Source organism: Embleya sp. NPDC020886 (assembly GCF_044333915.1).
GTDB lineage: Bacteria > Actinomycetota > Actinomycetes > Streptomycetales > Streptomycetaceae > Embleya.
On record NZ_JBIRRX010000009.1, the window covers coordinates 149,432 to 172,381 of the forward strand.

Below are 22,950 nucleotides of genomic sequence, written 5' to 3' on the forward strand. Positions count from 1 at the left end.
GGCGGCGGCCCGCCGGCTCAGCCCGGGGCATCCGCGGGCACCGGGGTGGGCGGCTGGGCCGCGTCGTCGGCGGTGTACGCGCCGACGACCGGGTCGTGGTGGATCTGTCGTTTGCTCAGGCCGAGTCGGCGCAGCACGCGGGCACTGTCCAGCACCATCGCGGGCGGACCGCTCAGATACGCGTCGCAGTCGTAGCGGGGCCCGTACTCCCGGACCACGTCGGAGACCCCGCCGCTGATGCCGGCCAGGGTCAGGTCGTCGAGCGCCGGCCGTACGCGCAGCCAGGACACCCGCTGGGACAGCCGCAGCAGGTCCTCCAGGCCGTACAGCCCGCTGTGCGCGCTGGCGCCGTAGAACAGGTCGACGAAGCGATCGGTGCCGTAGTAGGCCAGTTCCTCGACCATCGCCTTCAGCGGCGCCAGTCCGGTACCGCCCGCCACGCACAACACCGGATTGGGCGCCAGGTGGTCCACGACCATCTCGCCCATCGCGGCGCCCAGTTTGACGCGATCGCCCGGCTTGGCCTTGTGCACCAGCGCGTTGCTGACCCAGCCCGCGGGCACCGAGCGCACGTGGAAGGTGAGCAGGCCGTTCGGGTCGGGCGCGTTGGCGATCGAGTACGCCCGCCACACCCGCGGCCACCACGGGGTCTCCAGGAACGTGTACTGGCCCGCCCGGTAGGGGAACGCCAGGTCGGGGCGCACGGTGACCACGGCGATGTCGTCGGCGGGCTTCTCGTGCGAGACGATTTCCGCGGTCCAGTGTGGGGGGTTGGTCAGCGCGTCCTCGTCGGCCGCGCCGACCATGATGCCCGCGGCGGCGCCGTACGCGCGCACCCAGGCGTTGTGGACCGCGTCGCTCCAGGTGTCGCCGCTGAATCGGGCGAGCGCGGCGACCAGGCACTCGCCGACCAGGTCGTAGTGTTCGGCGACGACATCGAACTTGCGATGGTCACGGCCGAGTTGGCCGAGGAAGCCGCTGAGCGCCGGAGCATTCTCCAGGTCGCCCACGATACGGATCAGCGCGTGCAGCAGACGGTCGCGCTGGACGTCCATCGCCGGGGGGAACAGGTCGCGCAGGTCGGGGCGGCGCAGGAACAGCAGTGCGTAGAAGTGGGACGTGACATCCGCGGCCCGGGGGGCGACGACCGCGAGATTTCGTCGGATGATTTCTGCGTCTTGAGATTCCAAAATCGGCCCATCGGTAGCCCTTCCGCATGAGGGTTGTCCGGCCGGTTCCGTCGAGAGTTCTTCGTGGAACACCGGCGGCCGGAACACGATCATGGGGTTGTCGTACCGGCGTCAAGTCGAAGGCCCGGTTCCGGTTACGGATCGACAGAAGTCCCCTTTGTGGATGAAGGTGACGTTTGTACGGACACTTTGCGTATCCATACGCTCACGTATGGCTGTGGTGAAGTGCCTGGTGGGAGGGCGAATTCCAGCCTGCGAGGGAGGGGCGCGGGACGGACGCGAGGATGCCGCGACGGGCCGGGATGCGGCTGCGGAGGTTCATCAAGCTGAGCCCCGACGCACGAGGCGCCGTCGGGCGCAGCGCTCGGCTCGGGTCGACCCGGATCGACGATGCGGACGGTGGCCGGGACCTCGCCCGCGGGGGTCGGCTTTCGGGATGGGCATACTGGCGGGATGGTCGATGCGCAGGGGTTGGCGGGGATGGGGGCCGAGCGACTTCGGGGCATGTGTCTCGGGTTCAACGGGGCGGTGGAGGAGTTTCCGTTCGGGCGGAATCCGGACCTGTCGACGTTCAAGGTGGGCGGGAAGATCTTCGCCTTCTCGACGCTGACCGATGCGCCGCCGTTGCGGGTGAGCCTGAAGTGCGACCCGGAACTCGCGATCCGGCTGCGCGCCGAGCACCCGGCGATCGTCCCCGGCTACCACCTGAGCAAGCGGCACTGGAACACGGTGACCCTGGACGGCTCGCTGCCGGAGACGATGGTGCGGGACCTGATCGAGGACTCCTACGACCTCGTGGTCGCCCGGTTGCCGAAGCTGCAACAGCTCAAGCTGGATTGGCCCGGCGGCCGACCGGACGAGACGTAGCCGACGGCGGACGCCGGGCGGCTGGTTGCCCGCTGCTCCGCGCCGATCGAACGAACGCGCACGCCGCGCCTCCGGGTTGCCGTCGGGCCGGCTTCGTGCGTCCCGCGCCGGCGCGGCAACAGGCGCGCACCTTCGCCGAGTTCTCCACCGGCCGTCGGGCGGCCACGAAGCCGGCCGGCCGGGCGTGCGGATCGTTCGGGTCGCGACCATTCGGGTGATTTCGGAACCGCTCGGCGATCTCGTCGATTCGGCGGCGCCGAGAGCCGGAAAATCCGGCGAGCAGTTCATCACGCTGCGCAACCGAATCGGCGGGCGTGGGTCGGCTCGTGGCCGGCACGCGGTGGCCGGATTCGCCCGGGGCGCGGGGCGGATCCGGGTCACGAAAACCCGCGAAGAGCGCCCCGAGTCCGCGCGCGGCCCGGCCGCCGGCGGCGGAACCGCCGGTCGGCTTCGGGGGCGTTCGTGCACGTCAACGGCCCGGTGGGGGCGTTGTGCCGGCGGGGATCGAGGTGCCGAGCCCGGTTCGGGCGGCGCCGCCGTGCCGCCCTGCGGGCCGGGGGTGGTCGGGGCGCCGGACGGGCGGGCGATTGTGGGTCGGATGCGATGAGTTGCCGGCCGCCCGGGGCGCGGATCACGTCCATGAACGGACGTTGCCACGCCGAAGGTTCGAAATCCGTTCGGCGGAAGCCGGCGTCGGCGAGTATTTCCCGATTACCGCACCCGCGGCGGCCCCCGGCGGCCCCGGCCGGGTCGCGGCGGCGGACCCGCTCCGAGCGCCTCGGGCCTTGCGCCACAAGGGGAAACCGCCCTTCGGTCGGTCAACGTCGGGACCGGACAGGAGGATTTGTCGCGTGTTTCGCGGATCCCCGCGTGGGCTCTCGTCGTTGATCCAAGGGGGTGTTTCGGGCGCGTCTTTCTCGCGGTTCGAAATGCCCCCCGTGTGACGGAGAGTTACAGTCATGGAAATGGGTACTGGCGCAACGGCGTTCGACCCGATCGGTCGGATGGTCCGGCCGGTCGAAAGCGATCGGTACCCCCGCACCACGAAAGGCATCTCATGAACAAGGCACAACTCGTCGAAGCCATCGCCGACAAGCTCGGCGGTCGGGCCGCGGCCGAGGAAGCGGTCGACGCGGTTCTGGACACGATCATCCGCTCGGTCGTCGCCGGGGACCGGGTCTCGGTCACCGGCTTCGGCTCGTTCGAGAAGGTCGAGCGTGCCGCTCGGTACGCCCGTAACCCTCAGACGGGCGAACGGGTTCGGGTCAAGAAGACCTCGGTGCCGCGTTTCCGCCCCGGCCAGGGCTTCAAGGACCTCACCGGCGGCGCCAAGAAGCTGACCCGTGGCGAGACCGCGATCAAGAAGGCTTCGCCGGGCACGGTGACCGGTGGCGGCACCGTCGCGGGCAAGAAGGCCGCGGCCAAGAAGACCACCGCGAAGAAGGCGGCGACCAAGAAGGCCACCGCGAAGAAGGCGACGACCCGGGCCACGGCGGCCAAGACGGCTGCCCCGGCCCGCAAGACCACGGCGAAGAAGGCCGTCGCGAAGACCACCGCCGCGAAGAAGACCACCGCCGCCAAGTCGACGGCGGCCAAGAAGACCACCGCGAAGAAGACCACGGCGAAGACGACCGCGGCCAAGACCACCGCCAAGAAGGCCGCCTCCAAGACGCCCACCACCCGCAGCACGCCCGGTCGCAAGACGGCCGCCAAGCGCACGACGAGCGCTCGCACCACCAAGCGCGCCTGAGGACCAACCCGGTCGGATGCGATGGTCGGACCGCCCGTGCGGGGCGGTCCGACCGGGGTGCCGGATCGGAACGCCCCGCGGGTCCCACGGAGCGTTCCGACGGCGGACCGACCGGCCCGGAGCCCCCGCCCGGAGCTCCTGCTCCGAGCCCCTGCCCCGGGCCGCCGCACCGCGCCCCGCCCGTCAGCCCCCGTTCAACTCCGCCACGATCGACGCCGGGCTGTGCCCGCTCCCGTCGGATTGCCGGTGGAAGTCCACCGCGACGAAGTTCGGGTTCCGTCCCGCCGCCGTCGCGCACTGTTGTGCGATGCGATTGCGCAGCTTGCTCCCGTTGTCCAGGGCGGCGGTGCCGATCGTCGGCACATTGCGGAAGTGGCTCATCGCGAACAACCGGCGAAAACCGGGTTCGGTCCGGTTCAGCGGGACGTCGGACCACCGGCTGGTGCAGGCCAGGTCATTGCCCAGGTCGCCCAGGCTCCAGTAGTTCTGCACGGTCCAGTCCCGGTCGTACATCACGCCCAGGCCCTCCTTGCCGGGCTTGTCGGAGAACAGCAGCAGGCGCTTGTTCGCGGTGACCATGTCCGCCACCCGAGGCCAGCCGTTGTCCCGCACGCCGGCGGTGTCCGGGCGAAACAGCAGCTCGGGCAGTCCGCGCACCCGATCGAGCGAGCGTTGGAGCTGTGCGGTATCGACGTAGTCCTCCAGGAACACGGTCACCACCTCCAGCGGATTCGCGTTCAGGAAGTCGACCACGGTCTGCATCGTCCCGGCGAAGCTCTGCCGAGGCAGGGCGTAGGTCACCCCGGCGAACCCCTTGCAGTCCCCGTGACACAGATACACGTCACTGGGGTAGCAGTCGCTGCCGAAGCTGATGATGCACAGACCGGTGCTGTGCTCGTACCAGTGCGTGTCGAGCATCAGCCCGCGTACACCCCGGTCCAACTGCCCGCGCACCGACTCGGACTGGTTGACCGAGGACCACCGCGAGTCCTCGTAGTTGGTGAACGAGTTGTGCGTGGTCAACGAAGTGACCTGGTCGAGCCGGTCGTTGCCCCAACGTTGCGCCGCGGCGGTGAGGGGTGCCGCGGTTGCCGTGCCGGAGGCGGTCGAGGGGACGAGGGCGGCCAGGAGCGCGAGCAGCACGATCAGGAGCCCGGGTCCGGGCCGGCGGACGGAGGGCAACGCACTGCGGGAGTGCGGGCGTTGCCCGGATTCGGGGGAGGCGGCCGGTCTGCCGCCGGAAGAGTTCATGGCAGGGGAACGTACTCGGAACCGGCCGCGTTTTGACCCCCGTCGACCGAACGGGCCGGGATCACGCCACCAGCAGCGCCAGATCCCAACCCGCCGTCGCGCGACCCTCGGCGTACGCGTCCAGGGCCAGTGCGATGCCCGCCGCGCCCTCCAGGAAGGCCGGTACGTCCGTGCCCTGCGGCAGGTCGGTCATCGTGGTGCGGAAGCCGAAGCGGTACGCGTCGTGATGCTGGTCCAGCACCAGCGCGGCCAACTCGTCCCGGACGAGCGGGAGTCGGGCGTCGTCCAGGTGTTCGCCCAGCAGGCCGAGCAGGTGCAGCATCCCGCCCCAGCCGTGGCACAGCGCCGCGTCGTCGATGCCCCAGTCGGCGATCGGGGTGTCGAGCAGGCCGGTCAACGAACGACGGGTCAACTCGTGCCAGTCCGGCCGATCGAGCGCGAGCGCGGCCGACTGGATCGCCCGGGACACGCCGGGGACGCCGTAGCACCAGGACGGGCGGGGCGTCTGGGCATCCGGATCGGGGCCGGCCGCCCATTCGTCGAGCGTGCGCACGGGCGGCCACCACAGCGCGTCCCCGTCGGGAACGGCGCACTCGGCGAGCAACGCGACCAGACTCTCGATCGCCGCGCGCTGCCCCGGCACCCGGACGCCCGCGCGCCAGGCCAGTGCGAGCAGCGCCAGTGGTCCGGCGACGCCGTGCGACAGGCCCAGGTTGAGGTGGCCGTCCGGCAACTCGGCCTCCTGGCCCAGTTTGGGCGCGGCCAGGGTCCACCAGCGCGGCACCTTGCGCCCGCGGTGGGTGATCTCGCCGTCGGCCAGCGCGGTCAGGTGGGACAACACCGTCCGCAATTCGTCGGCGCAGGCCGCGCCGCCGGTGTCGTCCTCGACGCGTGCCAGCAGATACCGGCCGATGCCGCTCAGCCCGCGCACGGTCTCGAACTCGCCGTTCGTGGGCAGCGGCTCGTCGATCCGCGGCCGGGGCAGGGTGGCCTGCACCACCCGGCGCTGATGCTCGTCCAGCCGGGCCAGGGCGGACACGTACCCGCCGGTGGCGTGGTGCGCGACCAGCGTGGCGACCGCGACCGCGCCGGGGCCGTCGAAGACGCCGCCGGCCGGAAACCGCTCGCGGGCCAGTGCCGCCATCGCCCGGGCCAGGTAGGCGTGGGCGCGGACGGGGTGTTCGGGGCCGCGCGGGGCGGTGCCGCTGAACGCCAGGGAGACCCCCGGGTAGCCGCCGGACAGCGACAGGTCGGCCCAGACCGGGGTCCCCGCGTCGGCCCCGGCCGCCACCGCCGCCGCGTTGGTGTCGGCGACGACGCCCGCCGGGTCGGCCAGTCGATCCAGCACGCGGGCCACGATCGTGCGGGCCCGATCCGCGTGGCGCGGTACGACGGTGTCGGTCGCCTGCTCAGCCGTGTCGGCCATGCCCATCCCCGTCCTCGTCGTGGAGTTGCGGTTTCGGCGCGTGTGCCAGTCGGCCCAGATGGTCGCTCGCGATGCCGCGCAGGATGTCGTAGCCGCGCTGTTCGCTCGCCCGGTCGATGCCGAGCAGCCGGTTGTGCTGCATGTGCAGCAGTGCGAGCACGGCGTTCTCGTGCGCGCTGCCCGCGGGTCGACGGCCCGCGTCGGACAACACGATCGTGCCGTAGGCGCGCGTCTCCGGTGCGTGCGACCACAATTCGGCCAGGGCCGGCATGCCCAGCCGGTCACCGGCCGCCGCCGCCGTGTGTCCGGGGCGGATCAGCTCCCGCACCAGCGCGCGGTGTCGGCGGAACCCGGTCCCGGTCGGGCGCTTGGCGAACGCGTACTCGACCCAGGAGCACCAGTCCCAGTCGCCCAGGCTCTCCAGCAGCAGCGCGTGGTCGACCGCGATCAGCACCTCGTTCGGCACGTCGAGCCCGCCACGCGCCCGCAGGCCCAGTTGGGCGATCGCCGACCTGCTGTCCAGCGCGAACACCCGCTCGGCGGCGGCCAGCGCGTCCGGCCCGCCGTACCGCTCGGTTTCCGGCTCGTAGACGTCCAGCGCCATCGTGCGGATCGTGCCCGCCTCGCGCATCGCCCGCACGTGTCGGACCAGTTCGGGCAGCACCCGTTCGCGCAGCGCGGCCGGGTCGCCGTGCAGGCGGACCCGCAGATGCGGCTCGGGGTCCCGGTAGCGCATGAAGAACCAGCGGTCGACGTGCTCGCCGATGTCGGCGAGCAGCGCGGGCAGGCGGACCCGGAGCAGCTCGTCGTGCGTGTCGGGCGTCGCGTACAACTTCGCGAACAGCCAGTCCTCGCCCGGCAGATGGTAGGTCGCCGGACCGGGCGCCGGGGCGGCGGTGCGCGCCGCTGCCGCCGGCGCGGGCGCGGGGGTGGCCCGGGCCCGGGGGCGCCGGGTCATCGGGAAGACCAGCTCCGTGCTGTAGCCGCCGGCCCAGCCGAAGCCGCGCCCGTGCTCGGTCAGGTCCTCGAACAGGGCCACCCGGCCCTTGCGCACCTCGTGGCGCAGCAGGGTGCGGTGCCACGGTGTGTCCAGGTCGAGGCAGTACGCGCGGTCCCAGTGCACCAGTTGCACCCGGTCCGGCACGTCGAAGCGATCGCTCCACTCGCGCAGCGCGCGGTCGAACTCCCGCGGTTCCGCCGCGGCGGTGCGCATCGCGTGGTCCGGGGCCCAGCGTCGGGGCGCGGCGACCACCCGGCCGAAGGTCACCCGCGGCAGTTGCGGGAGGGCCTCCAGCCCGGCCCAGTCCCAGCCGGTCCAGGTGCGAGCCCGCCCGAAGACGATGTCCACCATCAGCCGGACCACCTTGGGCGCCTCGCGATCGAGGGCCACCATGTGCGGGACCACCGGCAACACCCGCTGCCCGGTCCCGGGCAGCGTCAGTTTCAGACCGGCCGGATCGACCCGCACGAGCAGTTCGCGCCAGTCCAGGCAGGACGGATCGCGCCGGTCGGCGTACACCCCGATCGGGATTTCGTACGGCAGCAGGCGCGGCACCTGGGCCATGTTCAACGCGCGTGCGGCGTATGGTGCGAAGGAGACCTGGGCGGCCACCGCGTCGGGATCCGCCGCGGCTGCGACGAGTGTGGCCAACTCCTGTGTGCTGTCCGTCAGTTCGGCGAAGCGGCCGGTCATCGCGCCGGCCGACCAGGAGCCGGCGTGTGGGGTGCCGGCCAGGCGGAAGCGGCCCTGATCGAGGGCGGCGGCATCGTCGGCCAGGAGTTGGAAGCACAGTTCGAGCGAGTTCGGCGGCTCGGCGGGCTCGTCGCCCTCGGGCTGCGCGGTGCCGGCCAGCCGGTCGATCAGCTCCGGGGTGAGCCGCAGTTCGCGATCGTCGCGCAGCAGCGCGTCCTGGACCAGTTCCGCGGTCAGCGTGCGCCGGTCGCGGCCGGGCCGATATTCGGTCACCGGTTGTTCGCCCGCGGTCAGGCGTTCGTCGTACCCGGCGGGGAAGCCCAGGCCCCGGTGCGCGTCCACGAGTTCGGCCAGTGGGACCGCCCCCGCGGTGCCGTACCGCTCGATGAACCGGTTCCGGTAGTCGCGCATGTGCGCGTGGGTGACCCACGCGTCGGACAGCGCCCACATCGCGCCGGCGTAGGCGCTCACCTCGTCGCCCACCGCCTGCGGCAGCACGATGTCGGCGGCCATCCGAAGATCCACCTGGACCGGCGGATGGGCGGCGTCGGCCCGTGGATCGACCAGCTTCATCAACCGGTGCCAGGACTGGGCACCCTCGCCGGGGCGGGCCTTCTCGTACTCGCGCACGGCGGCCCTGGTCGACCGGAACTCCTCTGTCGCGCCGGGGAGTTCCTCGATCGCGTCGTCGATCCGGTCGAGCAGCCCGTCGTCCAGTCGGTGCGGGGTGATCGAACTGAGCAGGAAGCCGTGCCGGAGCAGTTGGGCGACCAGGGCGTCGAGCCGATCCCGAGGTGCCTCGGGGAACGCCTCGGCGGCGCGATCGAGCACACTTTCGTACGGGAGCGGGTGGGTCACGGCGGCGCAGACGTGCGCGACCGGTGCGCTGTACCGTACCGAGATCTCCTGCTCGGGCCCGGACAGCACCAGTCGGCCGTCCCGGACCCGGCACAGGTCGTTGAGCACCACGTCGACACGCCGGCGCACCTCCGGCGCGGCGAGCCAGGCCCGGACCTGTTCGTGCAGCCGACCGCCGTCCAGTCGCACGGCCTTGGCATCGGGGCCCTGCACGCGCACCCGCGCGGTCGGTCCCAGGTGGGCCGTGGTCACGCCCGCGAACAGGCCGAACGGGGTCGGGCGGCCGGTCATCCGCAGCGCGTACCGGGTCACCGACAGGGCGGTGCCGGTCAGCCGTTTCGGGCCGAGGTCCACGCCCGTGTCGAGGCGGTCCAGCGCCGCGGCCAGGCTGCCGCTGGCGACCTGCACGGCCTCGCGGAACAGCGGGTCGGCGGCGATCCGGCGCAGCCCTGCGGGGGTGTCCGCGTCGGCCGTGCCCGGATCCGGCTCGGCGTGATCGGGGCCGGCGTCGTGCCCGGCGTGCCGCCGGCTCGCCATCCGCACCAGGATCGGGCCGGCCGGTTCGTAGTCGTCGTCGCGCGCGCCGTTCCGTCCGCCCTGCGGATCGTTGTCGCGCGCAGCATCCCGCTCGGAGTGTCGCACCGTCTCTCGCACCGACCCCATACCCGTGTGACCGGCTCGCGCCGGGAGCCGACAAGCCGACCGGGGGCGGGCAGACCCGCCCGCCCCCGGAGACCACTACCTGCAGCAGGTCCAGCAGCGGGACTGAACGCCCCAGGTGTTCGGGGACACGGTGTAGGGGGCGGCCGCGTTGAAGTCGGCAGCGCCGACCTCGCCTTCCGCGATGCGGACGTCGAGGTCCAGGTCGGCGAAGTCGCGGGTTTCGGTGGTTTCTTCGAGCAGAATCTTGTCGTTCATGACAACTCCCTCGATATCGATCGCAGCGCTTTGTTGGGTGCTGCGAATCCGGGAGATCTGTTTGATCTCGGGGAGGACGCTAAGCGTTCGACAGGCGGCCGATCAAGAACGATTACCGGCCATCCGGGCCGGCTGGAAATCTCCCTGTGGAAGCCGCGATCAGGCTCCTACGCTGCATAGATGCCGAGCAGGGGTCGATCTGCCCGGCGTGTTCACGAGGGGGTCGTCTGCGACACGTCGGGGCCGACCGGTAAATACCGGTTAACCGATTTCGTTGGCATCTACTGTATCGGGGAAATTCCGCACGGCAATTGTCGGCGGCGCTATATTCCCGGGCCATTCATGCGGGTAATCCGCCGGGTTCGATCTCATCCGCCGACGGGCGGGTGGTTCATCGGCGCGCCGTCCCCGACCGGGGGCAGATCGCCGCGCTCGATCGGGGTGCTCGCGGTGGTCGGCTCCGGGTGGGGCGTGGTGGTGCCGGCCCCGGGGGCGGTCGCCGGCTGCGCGGCCGACATCGCCGCACGCAGGGTGGCCCGATCGACCTCTTTCGGATCGGCCCACACCCACACGACCAGGCCGTCCCCGGCGCGCGCGTAGGTGTGTTCGGCCGATGTGCTGCGATACCACGTGTCGCCGTCGGCCTCACAGGTCCCGCTCGCCGGCGGCGTCGACGGGCAGGCCGCGGTGCTCGGCCCGCCCGTGTCCGCGGCAAGGTGGATCCGCCGGCCCTGCGCCGAGACGTAGACCGACTGGAAGCCGGTGTCCCCGTACACCGCGACCGACTGCGCCGCGAGTTCGTAGCCGGGCACGGTGGTGACATACCGGAACCGGGGTTCGACGCCCGGCGGGGGTGTGGGGCCGGTCGGCAGGGGGGCCTCGGACCGACCGGTGGCCGGCGGGGAGGCGCCCGGGGAGTGGAGGCCTCCCGAGCCCACCGCCCGACCCGGCCGGCCCTCGGTGCTTCCGCACCCGACGAGTAACAACATCCCGGCCAACCCGAACCCGGCGGCGATCACACGAGCATTCATGCGGCGCACCCTAACCGACGGGTCGGACCGGGCCGGGGTGGTCGCCGGGCCGGGCGACCGGATCGGGCCGGCAGCGGGCCGGCGTCAGGCCAGGGTCACCGTCACCGGGAGTTCCTTGATGCCGTTGACGAAGTTGGAGCGGACCCGGCGGACCTCGCCCGCGAGCCGGATGTCGGCGATCCGGGGCAGGAGTTCCTCGAACATGATCCGCATCTCCAGGCGGGCCAGTGCGTTGCCGAGGCAGAAGTGCGGGCCGCCCTTGCCGAAGGTGACGTGGTCCACGCCGCGCCGGGTGACGTCGAAGTCGTACGGGTTCTCGAACACGGCCTCGTCCCGGTTGCCCGAGGCGAACCACAACACCACCTTGTCGCCCTCGCGGATCGACCGGCCGGCCAACTCGGTGTCGCGGGTCGCGGTGCGGCGGAAGTGGTAGACGGGAGAGGCCCAGCGCAGGAACTCCTCGACCGCGCCCGGCATCAGCGCGAGGTCGTCGCGCAACCGCGCCAACTGCTCCGGGTTGCGCAGCAGCGCCAGCATCGAGTGCGAAATGGCGTGCCGGGTGGTCTCGTTGCCCGCCACCACCAGCAGCAGGAAGTAGTTGTCGAAGTCGTGTTGCGACAGCGGGACGCCGTCCGAGGGTGTCTGGTTGACCAGTCGGCTGACCAGGTCGGTGCCGGCGCCGCCGCGCCGCCGGGCGGCCAACTCCCGTCCGTACTCGAAGACCTCCAGCGAGGCGGGACTGCGGAACGGCAACTCGCGGTAGCGCTCGCTCTCCTCGCTCTCCAGGAGCACGTCGGCGTAGTCCGGGTCGGTGTTGCCGATGATCCGGTTGCCCCAGTCGATCAGTTTGCCGGTGTCCTCGCCGGGCACGTCGAGCATCTTGGCCAGCACGTTGATCGGGAAGTCGGCGCTGACCTCGTGCACGAAGTCGAAGGTGCCCTTGGCGAGTGCGTGGTCCAGGGTCTTCGCGGTCAGCCCGCGCAGGAACGTGCCGTAGTCGGCGATCGCGCGCGGGGTGAACTGCTTTTGGAGCAGCTTGCGCAGCGCGGTGTGCCGCAGCCCGTCGGTCTCCAGGAGCGAGCGGCGGATGGCGATCTGCGAGTCGTCGACCTCCTCCAGGTTGGTGAACCGCGAGGAGGTGAAGGTCTGTGGGTCGCGGTCGACCGCGACGATGTCCGCGTGCCGGGTCAGCGCCCAGAAGCCGCTGTTGGGGGCCGCCTCGGGCTGCCAGTGCACGGGGTCCTCGCGGCGCAGCGTGTGGAACATCCGCCAGGGTGTCTCGCCGTCCAGGAAGCGGTCGTTGTCGGCGAGGTCGACCTCGTCGAGCGGCATCGGCTCGGGGATCGTGGAGGCGGTGGTGGTGCGGCTCACGAAGACTCCTCGCGGGGGATCGGCAGGGTGCCCGGACGGGCCGGCGCGAGTGCGCTCACAGGTGGTAGGCGTACTCGGTGAACTCCCAGTCGGTGACGTGCCGGTGGAAGCGGGCGACCTCGTCGCGCTTGTAGGTGATGAACGCGTCGGTGAACCGGGCGCCGAGCAGCGCGGTGAGTTCCTCGTCGGCCTCGAACGCGTCCAGCGCCTCGGTCAGCGTCGCGGGCAGGATCCGCGCCTTGGCCGTGTCGTAGCCGTAACCCTCCAGCGGGGGCGGTGGGTTCGCCTTGTCGCGCAGCCCCAGGTGCACCGCGGCGAGCACGCCGGCGACGGCCAGATACGGATTGGCGCTCGCGTCGCCGAGCCGGATCTCCAGCCGCGCGCCGGCGCCGCGCTCGGGCGGGATGCGGACCATCGCGCTGCGGTTGTCCAGGCCCCAGTCGATCAGCCAGGGCGCCAGCGTGTCCGGGCCGAATCGTTTGTACGAGTTGACCGTCGGGTTCGACAGCGCGGCCAGTGCGGGGGCGTGCGCCAGGACGCCGGCGATCGCGTGATGTGCGGCGGGGGACAGGCCGTGCGGGCCGGTCGGGTCGTCGAAGGCGTTGCCGCCGTCCGCGTCCAGGCAGCTCAGGTGCAGATGGAAGCCGGAACCGCCCTCGTCGTTGAAGGGTTTGGCCATGAAGGTGGCCAACCGGCCCTCCAGCCGCGCGAGTTCCTTGATCGAAGCCTTGAAGCGGAAGGCCCGGTCGGCGGCGTCCAGCGCGTCGGAGTGGTCGAGGTTGATCTCGAACTGGCCGGAGCAGTACTCGTGGTTGCCGGTGGTGACGCCGATGCCCAGCGGGCCGAGATGACGCAGGGTGCGCAGCAGGTGTGCGTCCGGGTCACCGCGGCGCCCGGCCACGTAGACGTTGCCCGGTGCGTCGCCGTAGCGCCGCCAACCGCCCGGGCGTTGCGGGTCCGGCTCGCACAGGAAGTACTCCAACTCCGGTCCGACCACCGGTCGCAGGCCCACCTCGGCGGCCATCCGGGCCAGCACGTCGCGCAGCAGCGAGCGCGGTGCCTCCGGGGCGGGGCGTCCGGTGGCCGGGTCCACGGTCTCGCCCAGACACCACGCGACGCCGGGCTCCCACGGGATGGCGACGAGGGTGTCCAGGTCGGGGTATACGCAGATGTCCGGCAGTCCGACGTCCATGCCGCCGGCCACCGGGACGGTCTCGCCGCGCGGGGTGGTGTGGAAGACCGCCCGGCAGAACGCCAGACCGTGTGCGCAGACCGAGGGCAGGTGGTCCACCAGCACGTCGCGTCCGCGATCGGTGCCGATCAGGTCCGGGTAGGCGATCCGGACCACGTCGATGCCCCGCGCCTTCAGGTCGGCGACGACGTGGTGGGCCCGGTCCACTTCGGATGCATTCACGGATTCTCCTCGCACACCACGGCACGGCACGGGCGCCGGCAGGACGGCCGATTCGTTTGAGCCCAAACCATATGGACGCGGCCGGCCTCGCACAAGGGGTTGGCCGAGGCTTTACGGGGCTCGATCCGGTGGGTGGGTGCGAGTGTCGGGTGTGGTGGCGAAGACGGCGTCCGGGGCGTGACAACGGACTGCGGGAGGCATATCGTACGGACCCAAACGATCTATCGGTCTCGACCCGCGTCGAGCCGCACCGTGCCCCGAGGGAGGCGCCATGACCGGCGTACACGGTTTCTTCCACCCCAAGACCGGCACGGGCCGGTCGTCGCTGATCCCCGCTCCGCCGTGGTCGTACTCGGGTGACCTGCTCACCATCGAGTACCGCACCGATCCCGCGCGGGTCGCCGAACTGTTGCCCCCGCAGTTGGAGCTCGCCGACGAGGATCCGGGCGCGGTCGCGCTGATCTGGGCCGACTGGCAGTCCTGTTCGTCCGATCGCGCGGAACTGCTCGACCCGGTGCGCGCGCAGTACAAGGAGTGCTTCGCGGTGGTGCGCTGCCGGTACGCGGGGGTGACCTACTCGCGCTGCGTGTACATCTGGGTGGACAAGGACTTCGCCATCGCGCGCGGCCTGCACCAGGGGTATCCGAAGAAGCTCGGCTCGATCCACCAGACCCGGCCGCACCCCTTCGGCCCGGCGCCGCGGATCGAGGCGGGCGCCCGGTTCGGCGCGACCCTGGCCGCCGCCGACCGCAGGTTGGCCGAGGCCGTAATGACGCTGCGCGAACCGTCGCCGACCAACGGTTTCGTCAACGGGCATCCGATGGCCCACCACCGCTGGTTGCCCTCGATCGAACCCGGCCGGGGCCCGGCCCTGGACGAACTGGTGGCCACCGGCGCCGAGTCCGCCGAGGGCGGCGGGGCCTGGGTCGGCGACGCGGAGCTGACCCTGTTCGAGGCGCCCACCGAGGAACTGGCCCGACTGGAGGTGGACGAGATCATCGGCGCGTACTACCGGCAGGTCGGCGTGGTCTGGAACGGCGGCACGCTGCTGGCGCGCGGCGGTTCGGGCGCTGCGTAGACCCTCGCGAGAGGGCCCCATCACCCGACGGTGATGGGGCCCTCGCGCGGTTGCGGGTCGGTCAGCTCCGGCCGCGTCCGATGCCCGCGTACACACCCGGCCGGGTCGCCCGCAGGAACAGCGCGAACAGCGCGCCCACCACGCCCGCGCCCAGCACCAGCGTGGGCAACACCCAGCGCAACGCGGAGCCGGAGTCCACGCCGAGCAACACGCCGAAGTTGTCCAGGGCGGCGACGAACACGGCCGCGAGCAGTACCGCCGACGCGGCCGGCGCGATCAGCCGGCTCCAGGCGTTCTCGCCGTCCGCGCCGCGCCGGAGGAAGAACACCACCACCGCGAGCGAGGTCAGCACGAGCAACAGCAACACGCCCAGCGCGCCCAGGTTGGTGAACCAGTTGAACAGGGTCGCCATCGGGTCGCGATCGAGCGCCGCGAAGGCGATCACCACGGCCGCGGCGAGCGCGGTCTGGGTGGCCGAACCGAGGTGCGGCGAGTCGGTGCGCGGGTGGGTGCGACCCAGCGCGGTGGGCAACACACCCTCGCGGCCGAGAGCGAAGAAGTAGCGCGCGACCGCGTTGTGGAAGGACAGCAGCGCCGCGAACAGGCTGGTGATCAGGAACACCTGGGCCAGGTCGGCGAAGCCGGAGCCGATCTGGTCGCCGCCCAGCACGAAGATCAGGTTCGGCCCGTGCTCGGTCGCCGCCTCGACCGCCCGGTCGGTACCGGCACCGCTCATCAGCGCCCACGCGGTGACGGCGTACAACACGCCGATCACGCCGACCGAGACGTAGGTCGCGCGGGCCACGGTGCGCTTGGGGTCCGCGCACTCCTCGCCGTAGATCGCGGCCGACTCGAAGCCGGTGAAAGAGGCCATCACGAAACAGAACGCCGCGCCCATCGAGCCCGAGGTCAGCGCGTCCCAGGAGAACGGGTGCAACGAAATGCCGTCGGGGGCCTGGCTGAACGCGCCGATGTCGAAGATCAGTACGGTCACCGTCTCGGCGATCAGCAGCGCGGCCAACACCCGCGCGTTGAGGTCGATCCGCAGATAGCCCAGCACGCCCACGAGCACGATGCCGACCAGGACCACCACCCACCAGTCCACCCGCAGGCCGAGCTTGGCGTCCAGGAAGTCGGCGGTGGTGAAGCCGAACAGTCCGTAGATGCCGATCTGCATCGCGTTGTAGGAGATCAGCGCGACGAACGCGGCGCCCAGGCCGGCCACTCGGCCCAGGCCCTGGGCGACGTAGGCGTAGAACGCGCCCGCGCCGGTGATCCGCCTGCTCATCGCGGCATAGCCGACGCTGAACACCGCGAGCAGTGCGGCCAGGACGAGGTAGAGCGCGGGGATGCCGGAGGTGCCGGTGACCGCGAGGCTCTGCGGGATGCCGCCCGCGGCGACGGTGAGCGGGGCCGAGGCCGCCACCACGAAGAAGACGATGTGCGCGACGCCGAGCGAACCGCGCGAGGGGGCGGTTTCGGGGCCGGTGGTGCCGTTCGTCGACGCTTGTCTGGTTGCCATTCCCGGCGCCTCCGAGGGACGGGACCCATTCGTTTGGGTCCGTACGATCTGCGGGTGCCGCTGATCGTACGGATGCAAACAGGTCGCCACAAGGGCTAGATTTCGGGGTGCGCAAGGCGTATCGGGCCACCGCTCGGACGCGAACGACGAAGAAGGCGGAGCACGTGGTCGGCAAGCGGTCCATCACCGAAACGGAGAAGGCCGTCCAGGCACGACTGGGCGACATCCCGCTGCGGCGCGAGCAGATGGCCGCGGTGTCGAACATCTACCGCGCCGCCGCGGCGGTGCGCCAGCACCTGGAGAACTCGGTGCTGCGCGACGCCGAACTCACCTGGACCGCGTTCACCGTGTTGTGGGAGGTGTGGATCTGGGGCGAGAGCGAGACTCGGCACGTCGCCGAGGAGGCGGGCATCTCCAAGGGCACCCTCACCGGTGTGGCCCGCACCCTGGAGTCGCGCGGCCTGCTCACCCGCACCGCGCACGCCACCGACGGCCGGCTCGTGCTGCTCTCGTTGACGCCGGCCGGCATGGAACTGATGGACCGGGTCTTCCCGGCGTTCAACGCCGAGGAGGCGTTCGTCACCGACGACCTGAGCGCCGACGAATGCCTCACGCTGGCCGACTCGTTGCGCCGCATCGTCGCCCGGCTGGAGGCCAAGGGCGAGGAACGCCGCCAGGACCTGCTGGCCGGCGGCGCGCCGAAGCCCCGGCGCGGCGGGCGGCGCGCGAAGGGGTGAGCCCCGGGCGGGGCCGATCGCTGTCGTTCGCCGGTGCTGCACGGTGTCGTTCGGCGTTGTTCGGCGCTATGGGGTTCGCACGAGTGGGGTGTGTGCGTGCCGGCGGGCCTGGTCGGTGAGAGTGTCGAAGAGGGCCTGCTGCGCGGGGTCGGTGTGCGCGGTGTCCTCGGGGTGCCATTGGACCGCGACGAACCAGCCGGTGGCGGCGACCGGTTCGAGGGCCTCGACGGTGCCGTCGGAGGCGGTGCCGGTGATCCGCAGGCCGGGGGCCGGCCGGTCGACGCACTGGTGGTGGTAGCAGGACGCGTCGAGTTCGGTGGCACCGGCGGCGCGGGCGACGGCCGAGTCGGGGGCCAGCGTCACCCGGTGCACCACGTGGCGATGGTGGGCCGGCATGTCCTGGGTGAGGGTGCCGCCGAGCGCGACGTTGACCACCTGGAGGCCGCGGCAGACGGCCAGGGTCGGCAGCCCGACCGCGAGCGCGTGTCGGGCGGCGGCCAGGTCGAAGGCGTCCTGCGCGATGTCGACGTCGTACACCCGCTCGTGCACCGTGTCCGCGCCGTAGCTGCTCGGTGCCAGATCGCCGCCGCCGGGCAACAACAGGGCGTCCGCGCGGGCGAGTCGGGACGCGGCGCCGGCGGGCTCGGCCGGGTGCATCATGAACGGCTCGCCGCCCGCCGCGTAGACCGCTTCGGCCAGGGCCAGGGCGGTCACCTCGGCGGCGTAGCGCAGTGCGGACGTGGTGGCCGCGAACCGGCACGGCAGGGCGATCAGCGGACGGGTCACTGCGGTCTCCGCGGGTCTCGTGAGGCGGGCCTGGTGAGGCGGGTCGTGCGGCGTGTCGAGCGGCCGGCCGGTGCGGCCCGCCCGGAAAACGGGGCGGGCAGGCGGGAGCTTCGGCTCACAGTCGTATCCAGACGGTCTTCGGGTCGGTGTACTTCTCCAACGCGTGCAGCGACTTGTCCCGCCCGTGGCCGGACTGCTTCATCCCGCCGAAGGGCACGTTCAGGCCGCCCTCCTCGTAGCAGTTGACCCAGACCGTGCCCGCCCGCACCGCTCGGGAGATCCGGTGCGCGGCGGACAGGTTCGTGGTCCACACGCCCGCCGCGAGGCCGTACTCGGTGGCGTTCGCGAGTCGGATCGCCTCGTCCTCGGTGTCGAAGGTCAGTACCGCGAGCACCGGGCCGAAGACCTCCTCGCGCGCCAGCGCCATCTCCGGGGTCACCCGGTCGAACACCGTCGGCTCCAGGAAGTGGCCGAGCCGATCCACCCGTTCCCCGCCGGTGCGCAGCCGGGCGCCGGCCGCGTGCGCCCGGGCGATGTGCTCGCGCACCCGGGCCAGGTGCGCCGCGCTCACCAGCGCGCCCATCGTGGTGGCCGGGTCGAGCGGGTCGCCGATCCGCAGCGCGCGGGCCCGCTCGACCACCGCGTCGGTCACCCGGTCCGCGATCGAGGAGTGCACGAGCAACCGGGAGGGCGCGGTGCACATCTCGCCCTGGTTGAAGAACACGCCCCAAGCCGCACTTGCCGCCGCGGCGATCGGGTCGGCGTCGGGGAGCACGATGTTGGGCGACTTGCCGCCCAGTTCGAGCCAGACCCGCTTGAGGTTGGAGTCGGCCGCATAGCGCAGGAAGTGTCGGCCGACCGCGGTCGAGCCGGTGAACGCGAGCACGTCGACGTCCGGATGTAGGCCGAGCGCGCGCCCCGTGGTGGGGCCCTCGCCGGCGACCACGTTGAACACGCCCGGCGGCAGACCGGACTCGGCGCCGAGCCGGCCCAGTCGCAGTGCGGACAGCGGCGACTGCTCGGCCGGTTTGAGGACCACGGTGCAACCGGCCGCGAGCGCCGGGGCGACCTTCCAGGCGGCCATGGTGAGCGGGAAGTTCCACGGGACGACCGCGGCGACGACGCCCACCGGCTCGCGGGTGACCAGCGCGAGCGCGTCCGCGGCGGTCTGCGGTGCCTCGTCGATCAACTTGTCGGCGACCTCGCCGTACCAGCGGAAGCACGCGGCGACCGCTCGCAGTTCGATGTCGTACGCCTCGGTGACCGGCTTGCCCATCTCCAGGGCGATGGTCAGCGCGAGTTCCTCGCGGTGCGCCTCGATCGTGTCCGCGAACCGGATCAGCGCGCGACCGCGTTCGGCGGGGGCGAGTCGGGGCCAGGCCCCGGTGTCGAAGGCGCGGCGGGCGGCGGCCACGGCCAGGTCCACCTCGCGTGGTCCGGCCCGGGCGGGCTCGGCGAGCGGTGTCCCGTCGCGCGGTGCGATCACGGTGAACGTGTCGCCGTCGCCGGCGTGGTCCGCGCCGTCGATGTGATGCACGGTCACCGGACGCAGCTTCGCCGCCCGGTCCAGCCAGTCCTGATGGGAGAGCCGCGCCATGGTGCCCGCTTTCGCCGACGAGATTGTTTGGGGGCAAACGATACAACGGAAGTCAGCCGTCGGGAATGCGGAGCGGGTGTGGGGGCGGCCCTTGGCCCGTCTCGGCACCCCGGCCGTCCCGATGCCCCTTGACCGTCCCGATCGTGGCTCGCTAAATTGTTTGGGGTCAAACGACTTGGAGGCTTTTCCATGACCGAGGTCACCGTTGCGGGCGTCACCGTCGACACCCGGCACTGGATCGGTGGCGAGCGCGTCGGGTCCGCGGACACCTTCACCGACATCTCGCCCATCGACGGCAGTACCCTCGGCGAGATCGCCCGGGGCCGCCGCGCCGAGGCGGACGCGGCGGTTGCCGCCGCGCGGGCCGCGTTCCCCGCCTGGGCCGCCACAGCGCCCGCCGAGCGGGCCCGCCTCCTGCACGCCGTCGCCGACGGGGTCGAGGCCCGGCTCGCCGACCTGGCGATCGTGGAGACCACCGACAACGGCGCGCTGCTGCGCTCGCACCTGCGCGGGGTGATGCCGCGAGTCGCCCACAACTTCCGCTTCTTCGCGGACTGGCTCACCGAACACCTGGGCCACGACGACTTCGACACCCGGGGCCACGGCAACCACGTCTCGTGGGACGCCGCCGGGCCCTGCGTGCTGATCACGCCGTGGAACGCACCGCTGATGCTGGCCACCTGGAAGGTCGCCCCGGCGCTCGCGGCCGGCAACACGGTCGTGCTCAAGGCCGCCGAATGGACGCCGTTGACCGCGTCGTTGCTCGCCGACATCACCGCCGAGGCGGGCCTGCCGGCCGGCGTGTTCAACGTGGTCCAGGGCTACGGCGACGAGGTCGGCGCCGCACTGACCGCCCACCCGGACGTACGCCGGATCAGCTTCACCGGATCGGTGCCCACCGCCCGCCGGATCGGCGCCTCGGCCGCCGCCAACCTGACTCCGGTCAGCCTTGAACTCGGCGGCAAATCACCGCTGTTGGTTTTCGCGGACGCCGACCTGGAGTTGGCCGTCGAGCTCGCGGTCGAGCAGTACGACAACGCCGGTCAGGTCTGCCTGGCCGCGACCCGGCTGCTCGTGGACGCCTCGATCGCCGACGAGTTCACCGCCCGCTTCCTGGCCCGGGCGGGCACCCTGGTCCAGGGCGACCCGCGCGAGACGGCCACCGACGTGGGCCCCAACATCCACACCGACCACGTGGAGCGGGTGGACGGCTTCGTGCGCCGCGCCCTCGACGCCGGTGCCAAGGCGCTGCTCGGCGGCGGGCGCAACACCGACCTGGGCGGCCGGTACTACCGCCCCACACTGCTCACCGACGTCGCGCAGGACAGCGAGATCGTCCAGGAGGAGGTCTTCGGCCCGGTCCTGACGCTGCAGACCTTCGGCACCGAGGCGGAGGCGATCGAACTCGCCAACGACACCCGATTCGGGCTGGCCGCGACCCTGGTGACGGGGGATCGGGAACGGGCCCGGCGGGTCGGCGGGCAACTCGTGGCCGGCACCTTGTGGGTCAACTGCTTCTTCGTTCGCGACCTGCGCGCGCCGTTCGGCGGTTCGCGGGAGTCCGGCATCGGCCGCGAGGGCGGCTCGTGGAGCTTCGACTTCTACTGCGACCTCAAGAACACCGTGACCGCGCCGAACGGATGGCACTGACCATGGGCGAGATCGTCGGCGCCGGCATCCTGGCCCATTCGCCCACCATCATGCTGCCGCGCGAGGTCCGGCACGAACTCAACGAGGGCAAGGAGATCAGCCTGGTCCCGGCGCTGGCCCGACTGCGCGCCGAGGTGTTCGAACGGCTCGACTACGACACCGTGGTGGTCTTCGACTCGCACTGGGCGACCACCGTCGAGTACGTGATCGCCGCGCAGCCGCACCGCAGTGGGCTGTACACCTCCGAGGAACTGCCGCGCGGGATGCGGCAGATCCCCTACGACTTCCCCGGCGATCCGGAACTTGCCCGGGCCACCGCGAACTTCGCGCAGCGACACGGCACCTGGATCACCCCGATCGAGGATCCGTACCTGCCGATCCACTACGCCACCGTCAACCTGTGGCACCACCTCGGCGTGCCCGGCAAACGCTGGCTGGGCATCGGCTGTTGCCAGACCGCGGACGTCGAGGACAACCTGCGGCTGGGCCGCGCACTCGCCGACGGCATCGCGGCCACCGACCGCAGGGTGCTGCTGGTGGCGTCCGGCGCCTTCTCGCACACCTTCTGGAACCTGCGCGAACTGCGCGCCCACGAAGCGTCCGACCCGGTGCACGTGCGCACCCCGCAGGCCCGCGCCGCCGACGAACAGCGGATCGCCTGGATGCAACGCGGCGATCACGCGAGCGTGCTCGCCGGCATGCCGGACTTCCTGCGGTACAAGCCCGAGGCGCGCTTCGGGCACTACCTGATGATGCTCGGCGCGCTCGGCGAGGAACGGTGCACCGCACCCGGCCGGCTGCTGGGCGACTACGAGAACGCCACCGGCACCGGTCAGGCCCACGTCTGGTTCGACCGACCCGCCGGCGGCTGGACCGCCTCCGATGCCCGAACCACCACCGGCCAAGGACACCTCGCATGAGCAGCAGCACCGAGTATCGCCGCATCCTGCTCGACGGCACGACCGTCGAAGTCGTGCGCAGCGGAGCCGAGTTGATCGCCGCCGACGGCAGACGCACCAGCGTCGCCGAGGCCCGGCACCTGCCGCCGGTGCAACCCGGCAAGATCATCGCGGTACATCTCAACCACCGCAGCCGGGTCGACGAGTTCGGCACCACGCTGCCGCCCGCGCCGACCTACTTCCACAAGCCCACCTCGTCGCTGAACGCGCACGGCGGTGCGATCGTGCGTCCGGCGGGCTGCAAGTACCTCAACTACGAGGGCGAGATCGCCATCGTGATCGGCCGCACCTGCCGCAACATCGCCCCGGCCGACGCGGGCGCCTTCATCCGCGGCTACACCGTGGCCAACGACTACGGCCTGCACGACTTCCGGGACACCGACGCGGGTTCGATGCTCCGGGTCAAGGGCTCGGACACGCTGTGCCCGCTGGGCCCCGGCCTGGTCGAGGGCTGGGACTTCCGCGGCAAGACGCTGCGCACCTACGTCAACGGCCTGGTGGTGCAGGAGGGTTCGACCGACGAGATGGAATGGGACATGCACTACCTCGTCGCCGACATCGCCCGCACGATCACGTTGGACCCGGGCGATGTGCTGCTCTCCGGCACGCCCGCGGGCTCGCGTCCGGTGCAGCCGGGCGACGTGGTGGAGGTCGAGGTCGAGGGACTGGGTCGACTCGCCAACCACATCGTGGAGGGCCCGACCCCGATCCGCGCCGACTGCGGCGCGCAGCCCACCGAGTCCGAGGAGGTGCGCTCCACCGCACTGGGCGGCGACTGGGAGTTGCGCGGCGTCCGGGCACCGCGGCGCTGACCGTCCTCGCCGCCACTTCCTTCCCCACTCCAGTCACCTC

At 71.8% G+C, this 22,950-nt stretch carries 17 protein-coding genes and 1 pseudogene; 7 read left to right on the forward strand and 11 right to left on the reverse strand.

From position 1 onward, the window contains the following. Positions 1–17 precede the first annotated feature (17 nt). Entirely contained in the window at positions 18–1,190 is a 1,173-nt protein-coding gene (locus tag ACH4U8_RS29005) for a globin domain-containing protein (RefSeq protein ID WP_395781187.1), read from the reverse strand. 480 nt (positions 1,191–1,670) lie between these two features. Between ACH4U8_RS29005 and ACH4U8_RS29010 the strand changes: the two genes are divergently transcribed. Both ACH4U8_RS29010 and ACH4U8_RS29015 read left to right on the forward strand, forming a co-directional pair. Next, a complete protein-coding gene (locus tag ACH4U8_RS29010) occupies positions 1,671–2,057 on the forward strand; it encodes an MmcQ/YjbR family DNA-binding protein (RefSeq protein ID WP_360319584.1) in 387 nt (128 codons plus the stop codon). Positions 2,058–3,114: 1,057 nt separating this feature from the next. Beyond that, entirely contained in the window at positions 3,115–3,807 is a 693-nt protein-coding gene (locus tag ACH4U8_RS29015) for an HU family DNA-binding protein (RefSeq protein WP_395781189.1), read from the forward strand. A 183-nt stretch (positions 3,808–3,990) separates the two neighbouring features. On the opposite strand, the gene ACH4U8_RS29020 is transcribed toward ACH4U8_RS29015, so the two are convergent. The 7 genes from ACH4U8_RS29020 to ACH4U8_RS29050 all read right to left on the reverse strand — a co-directional run bounded on the left by ACH4U8_RS29020 (position 3,991) and on the right by ACH4U8_RS29050 (position 13,769). Beyond that, positions 3,991–5,058, reverse strand: coding sequence for a PI-PLC domain-containing protein (locus ACH4U8_RS29020; RefSeq protein ID WP_395781191.1), 1,068 nt, complete (start codon positions 5,056–5,058; stop codon positions 3,991–3,993). Between the two features lie 61 nt (positions 5,059–5,119). Further along, entirely contained in the window at positions 5,120–6,484 is a 1,365-nt protein-coding gene (locus tag ACH4U8_RS29025; RefSeq protein ID WP_395781193.1) for a lanthionine synthetase C family protein, read from the reverse strand. Then, positions 6,468–9,677, reverse strand: coding sequence for a lantibiotic dehydratase (locus tag ACH4U8_RS29030; protein ID WP_395781195.1), 3,210 nt, complete (start codon positions 9,675–9,677; stop codon positions 6,468–6,470). The genes ACH4U8_RS29025 and ACH4U8_RS29030 overlap by 17 nt, the downstream gene beginning before the upstream one ends. 96 nt (positions 9,678–9,773) lie before the next feature. Next, complete coding sequence (locus tag ACH4U8_RS29035; RefSeq protein WP_360319534.1) at positions 9,774–9,953, reverse strand: hypothetical protein; 180 nt, start codon at positions 9,951–9,953, stop codon at positions 9,774–9,776. A 368-nt stretch (positions 9,954–10,321) separates the two neighbouring features. Then, entirely contained in the window at positions 10,322–10,984 is a 663-nt protein-coding gene (locus ACH4U8_RS29040) for a hypothetical protein (RefSeq protein ID WP_395781197.1), read from the reverse strand. Positions 10,985–11,068: 84 nt separating this feature from the next. After that, on the reverse strand, positions 11,069–12,316 hold the full coding sequence (locus ACH4U8_RS29045; RefSeq protein ID WP_395781498.1) for a cytochrome P450: 1,248 nt from the start codon (positions 12,314–12,316) through the stop codon (positions 11,069–11,071). A 94-nt stretch (positions 12,317–12,410) separates the two neighbouring features. After that, a complete protein-coding gene (locus tag ACH4U8_RS29050; RefSeq protein ID WP_360319538.1) occupies positions 12,411–13,769 on the reverse strand; it encodes a glutamine synthetase family protein in 1,359 nt (452 codons plus the stop codon). Between the two features lie 271 nt (positions 13,770–14,040). Here ACH4U8_RS29050 and ACH4U8_RS29055 point away from each other — a divergent pair, with 271 nt between their 5' ends. Continuing rightward, positions 14,041–14,847: an acetoacetate decarboxylase family protein gene (locus tag ACH4U8_RS29055; RefSeq protein ID WP_395781199.1), complete on the forward strand. Its 807-nt coding sequence runs from the start codon at positions 14,041–14,043 to the stop codon at positions 14,845–14,847. A gap of 61 nt (positions 14,848–14,908) precedes the next feature. On the opposite strand, the gene ACH4U8_RS29060 is transcribed toward ACH4U8_RS29055, so the two are convergent. Continuing rightward, positions 14,909–16,369, reverse strand: a complete 1,461-nt coding sequence (locus ACH4U8_RS29060) for an APC family permease (RefSeq protein ID WP_395781201.1) — start codon at positions 16,367–16,369, stop codon at positions 14,909–14,911. Between the two features lie 164 nt (positions 16,370–16,533). On the opposite strand from ACH4U8_RS29060, the gene ACH4U8_RS29065 reads away from it, so the two are divergent. Beyond that, entirely contained in the window at positions 16,534–17,106 is a 573-nt protein-coding gene (locus ACH4U8_RS29065) for a MarR family winged helix-turn-helix transcriptional regulator (RefSeq protein ID WP_395781203.1), read from the forward strand. 66 nt (positions 17,107–17,172) lie between these two features. On the opposite strand, the gene ACH4U8_RS29070 is transcribed toward ACH4U8_RS29065, so the two are convergent. Both ACH4U8_RS29070 and ACH4U8_RS29075 read right to left on the reverse strand, forming a co-directional pair. Continuing rightward, the gene (locus tag ACH4U8_RS29070; protein ID WP_395781205.1) at positions 17,173–17,892 is read right to left on the reverse strand and encodes a gamma-glutamyl-gamma-aminobutyrate hydrolase family protein; all 720 of its coding nucleotides are present in this window, start codon (positions 17,890–17,892) and stop codon (positions 17,173–17,175) included. Between the two features lie 115 nt (positions 17,893–18,007). Continuing rightward, the gene (locus ACH4U8_RS29075; RefSeq protein WP_360319548.1) at positions 18,008–19,489 is read right to left on the reverse strand and encodes an aldehyde dehydrogenase; all 1,482 of its coding nucleotides are present in this window, start codon (positions 19,487–19,489) and stop codon (positions 18,008–18,010) included. 189 nt (positions 19,490–19,678) lie between these two features. Here ACH4U8_RS29075 and ACH4U8_RS29080 point away from each other — a divergent pair. From ACH4U8_RS29080 to ACH4U8_RS29090, 3 genes and pseudogenes are all read left to right on the forward strand, one after another. Then, positions 19,679–21,146 (forward strand): annotated as a pseudogene (locus ACH4U8_RS29080) (aldehyde dehydrogenase); the annotation flags it as partial. Beyond that, complete coding sequence (locus ACH4U8_RS29085; RefSeq protein ID WP_395781500.1) at positions 21,142–22,059, forward strand: catechol 1,2-dioxygenase; 918 nt, start codon at positions 21,142–21,144, stop codon at positions 22,057–22,059. The pseudogene ACH4U8_RS29080 and the gene ACH4U8_RS29085, both read left to right, overlap by 5 nt. After that, entirely contained in the window at positions 22,056–22,910 is an 855-nt protein-coding gene (locus ACH4U8_RS29090; protein WP_395781502.1) for a fumarylacetoacetate hydrolase family protein, read from the forward strand. Before ACH4U8_RS29085 ends, ACH4U8_RS29090 begins: the two co-directional genes overlap by 4 nt. Positions 22,911–22,950 lie beyond the last annotated feature (40 nt).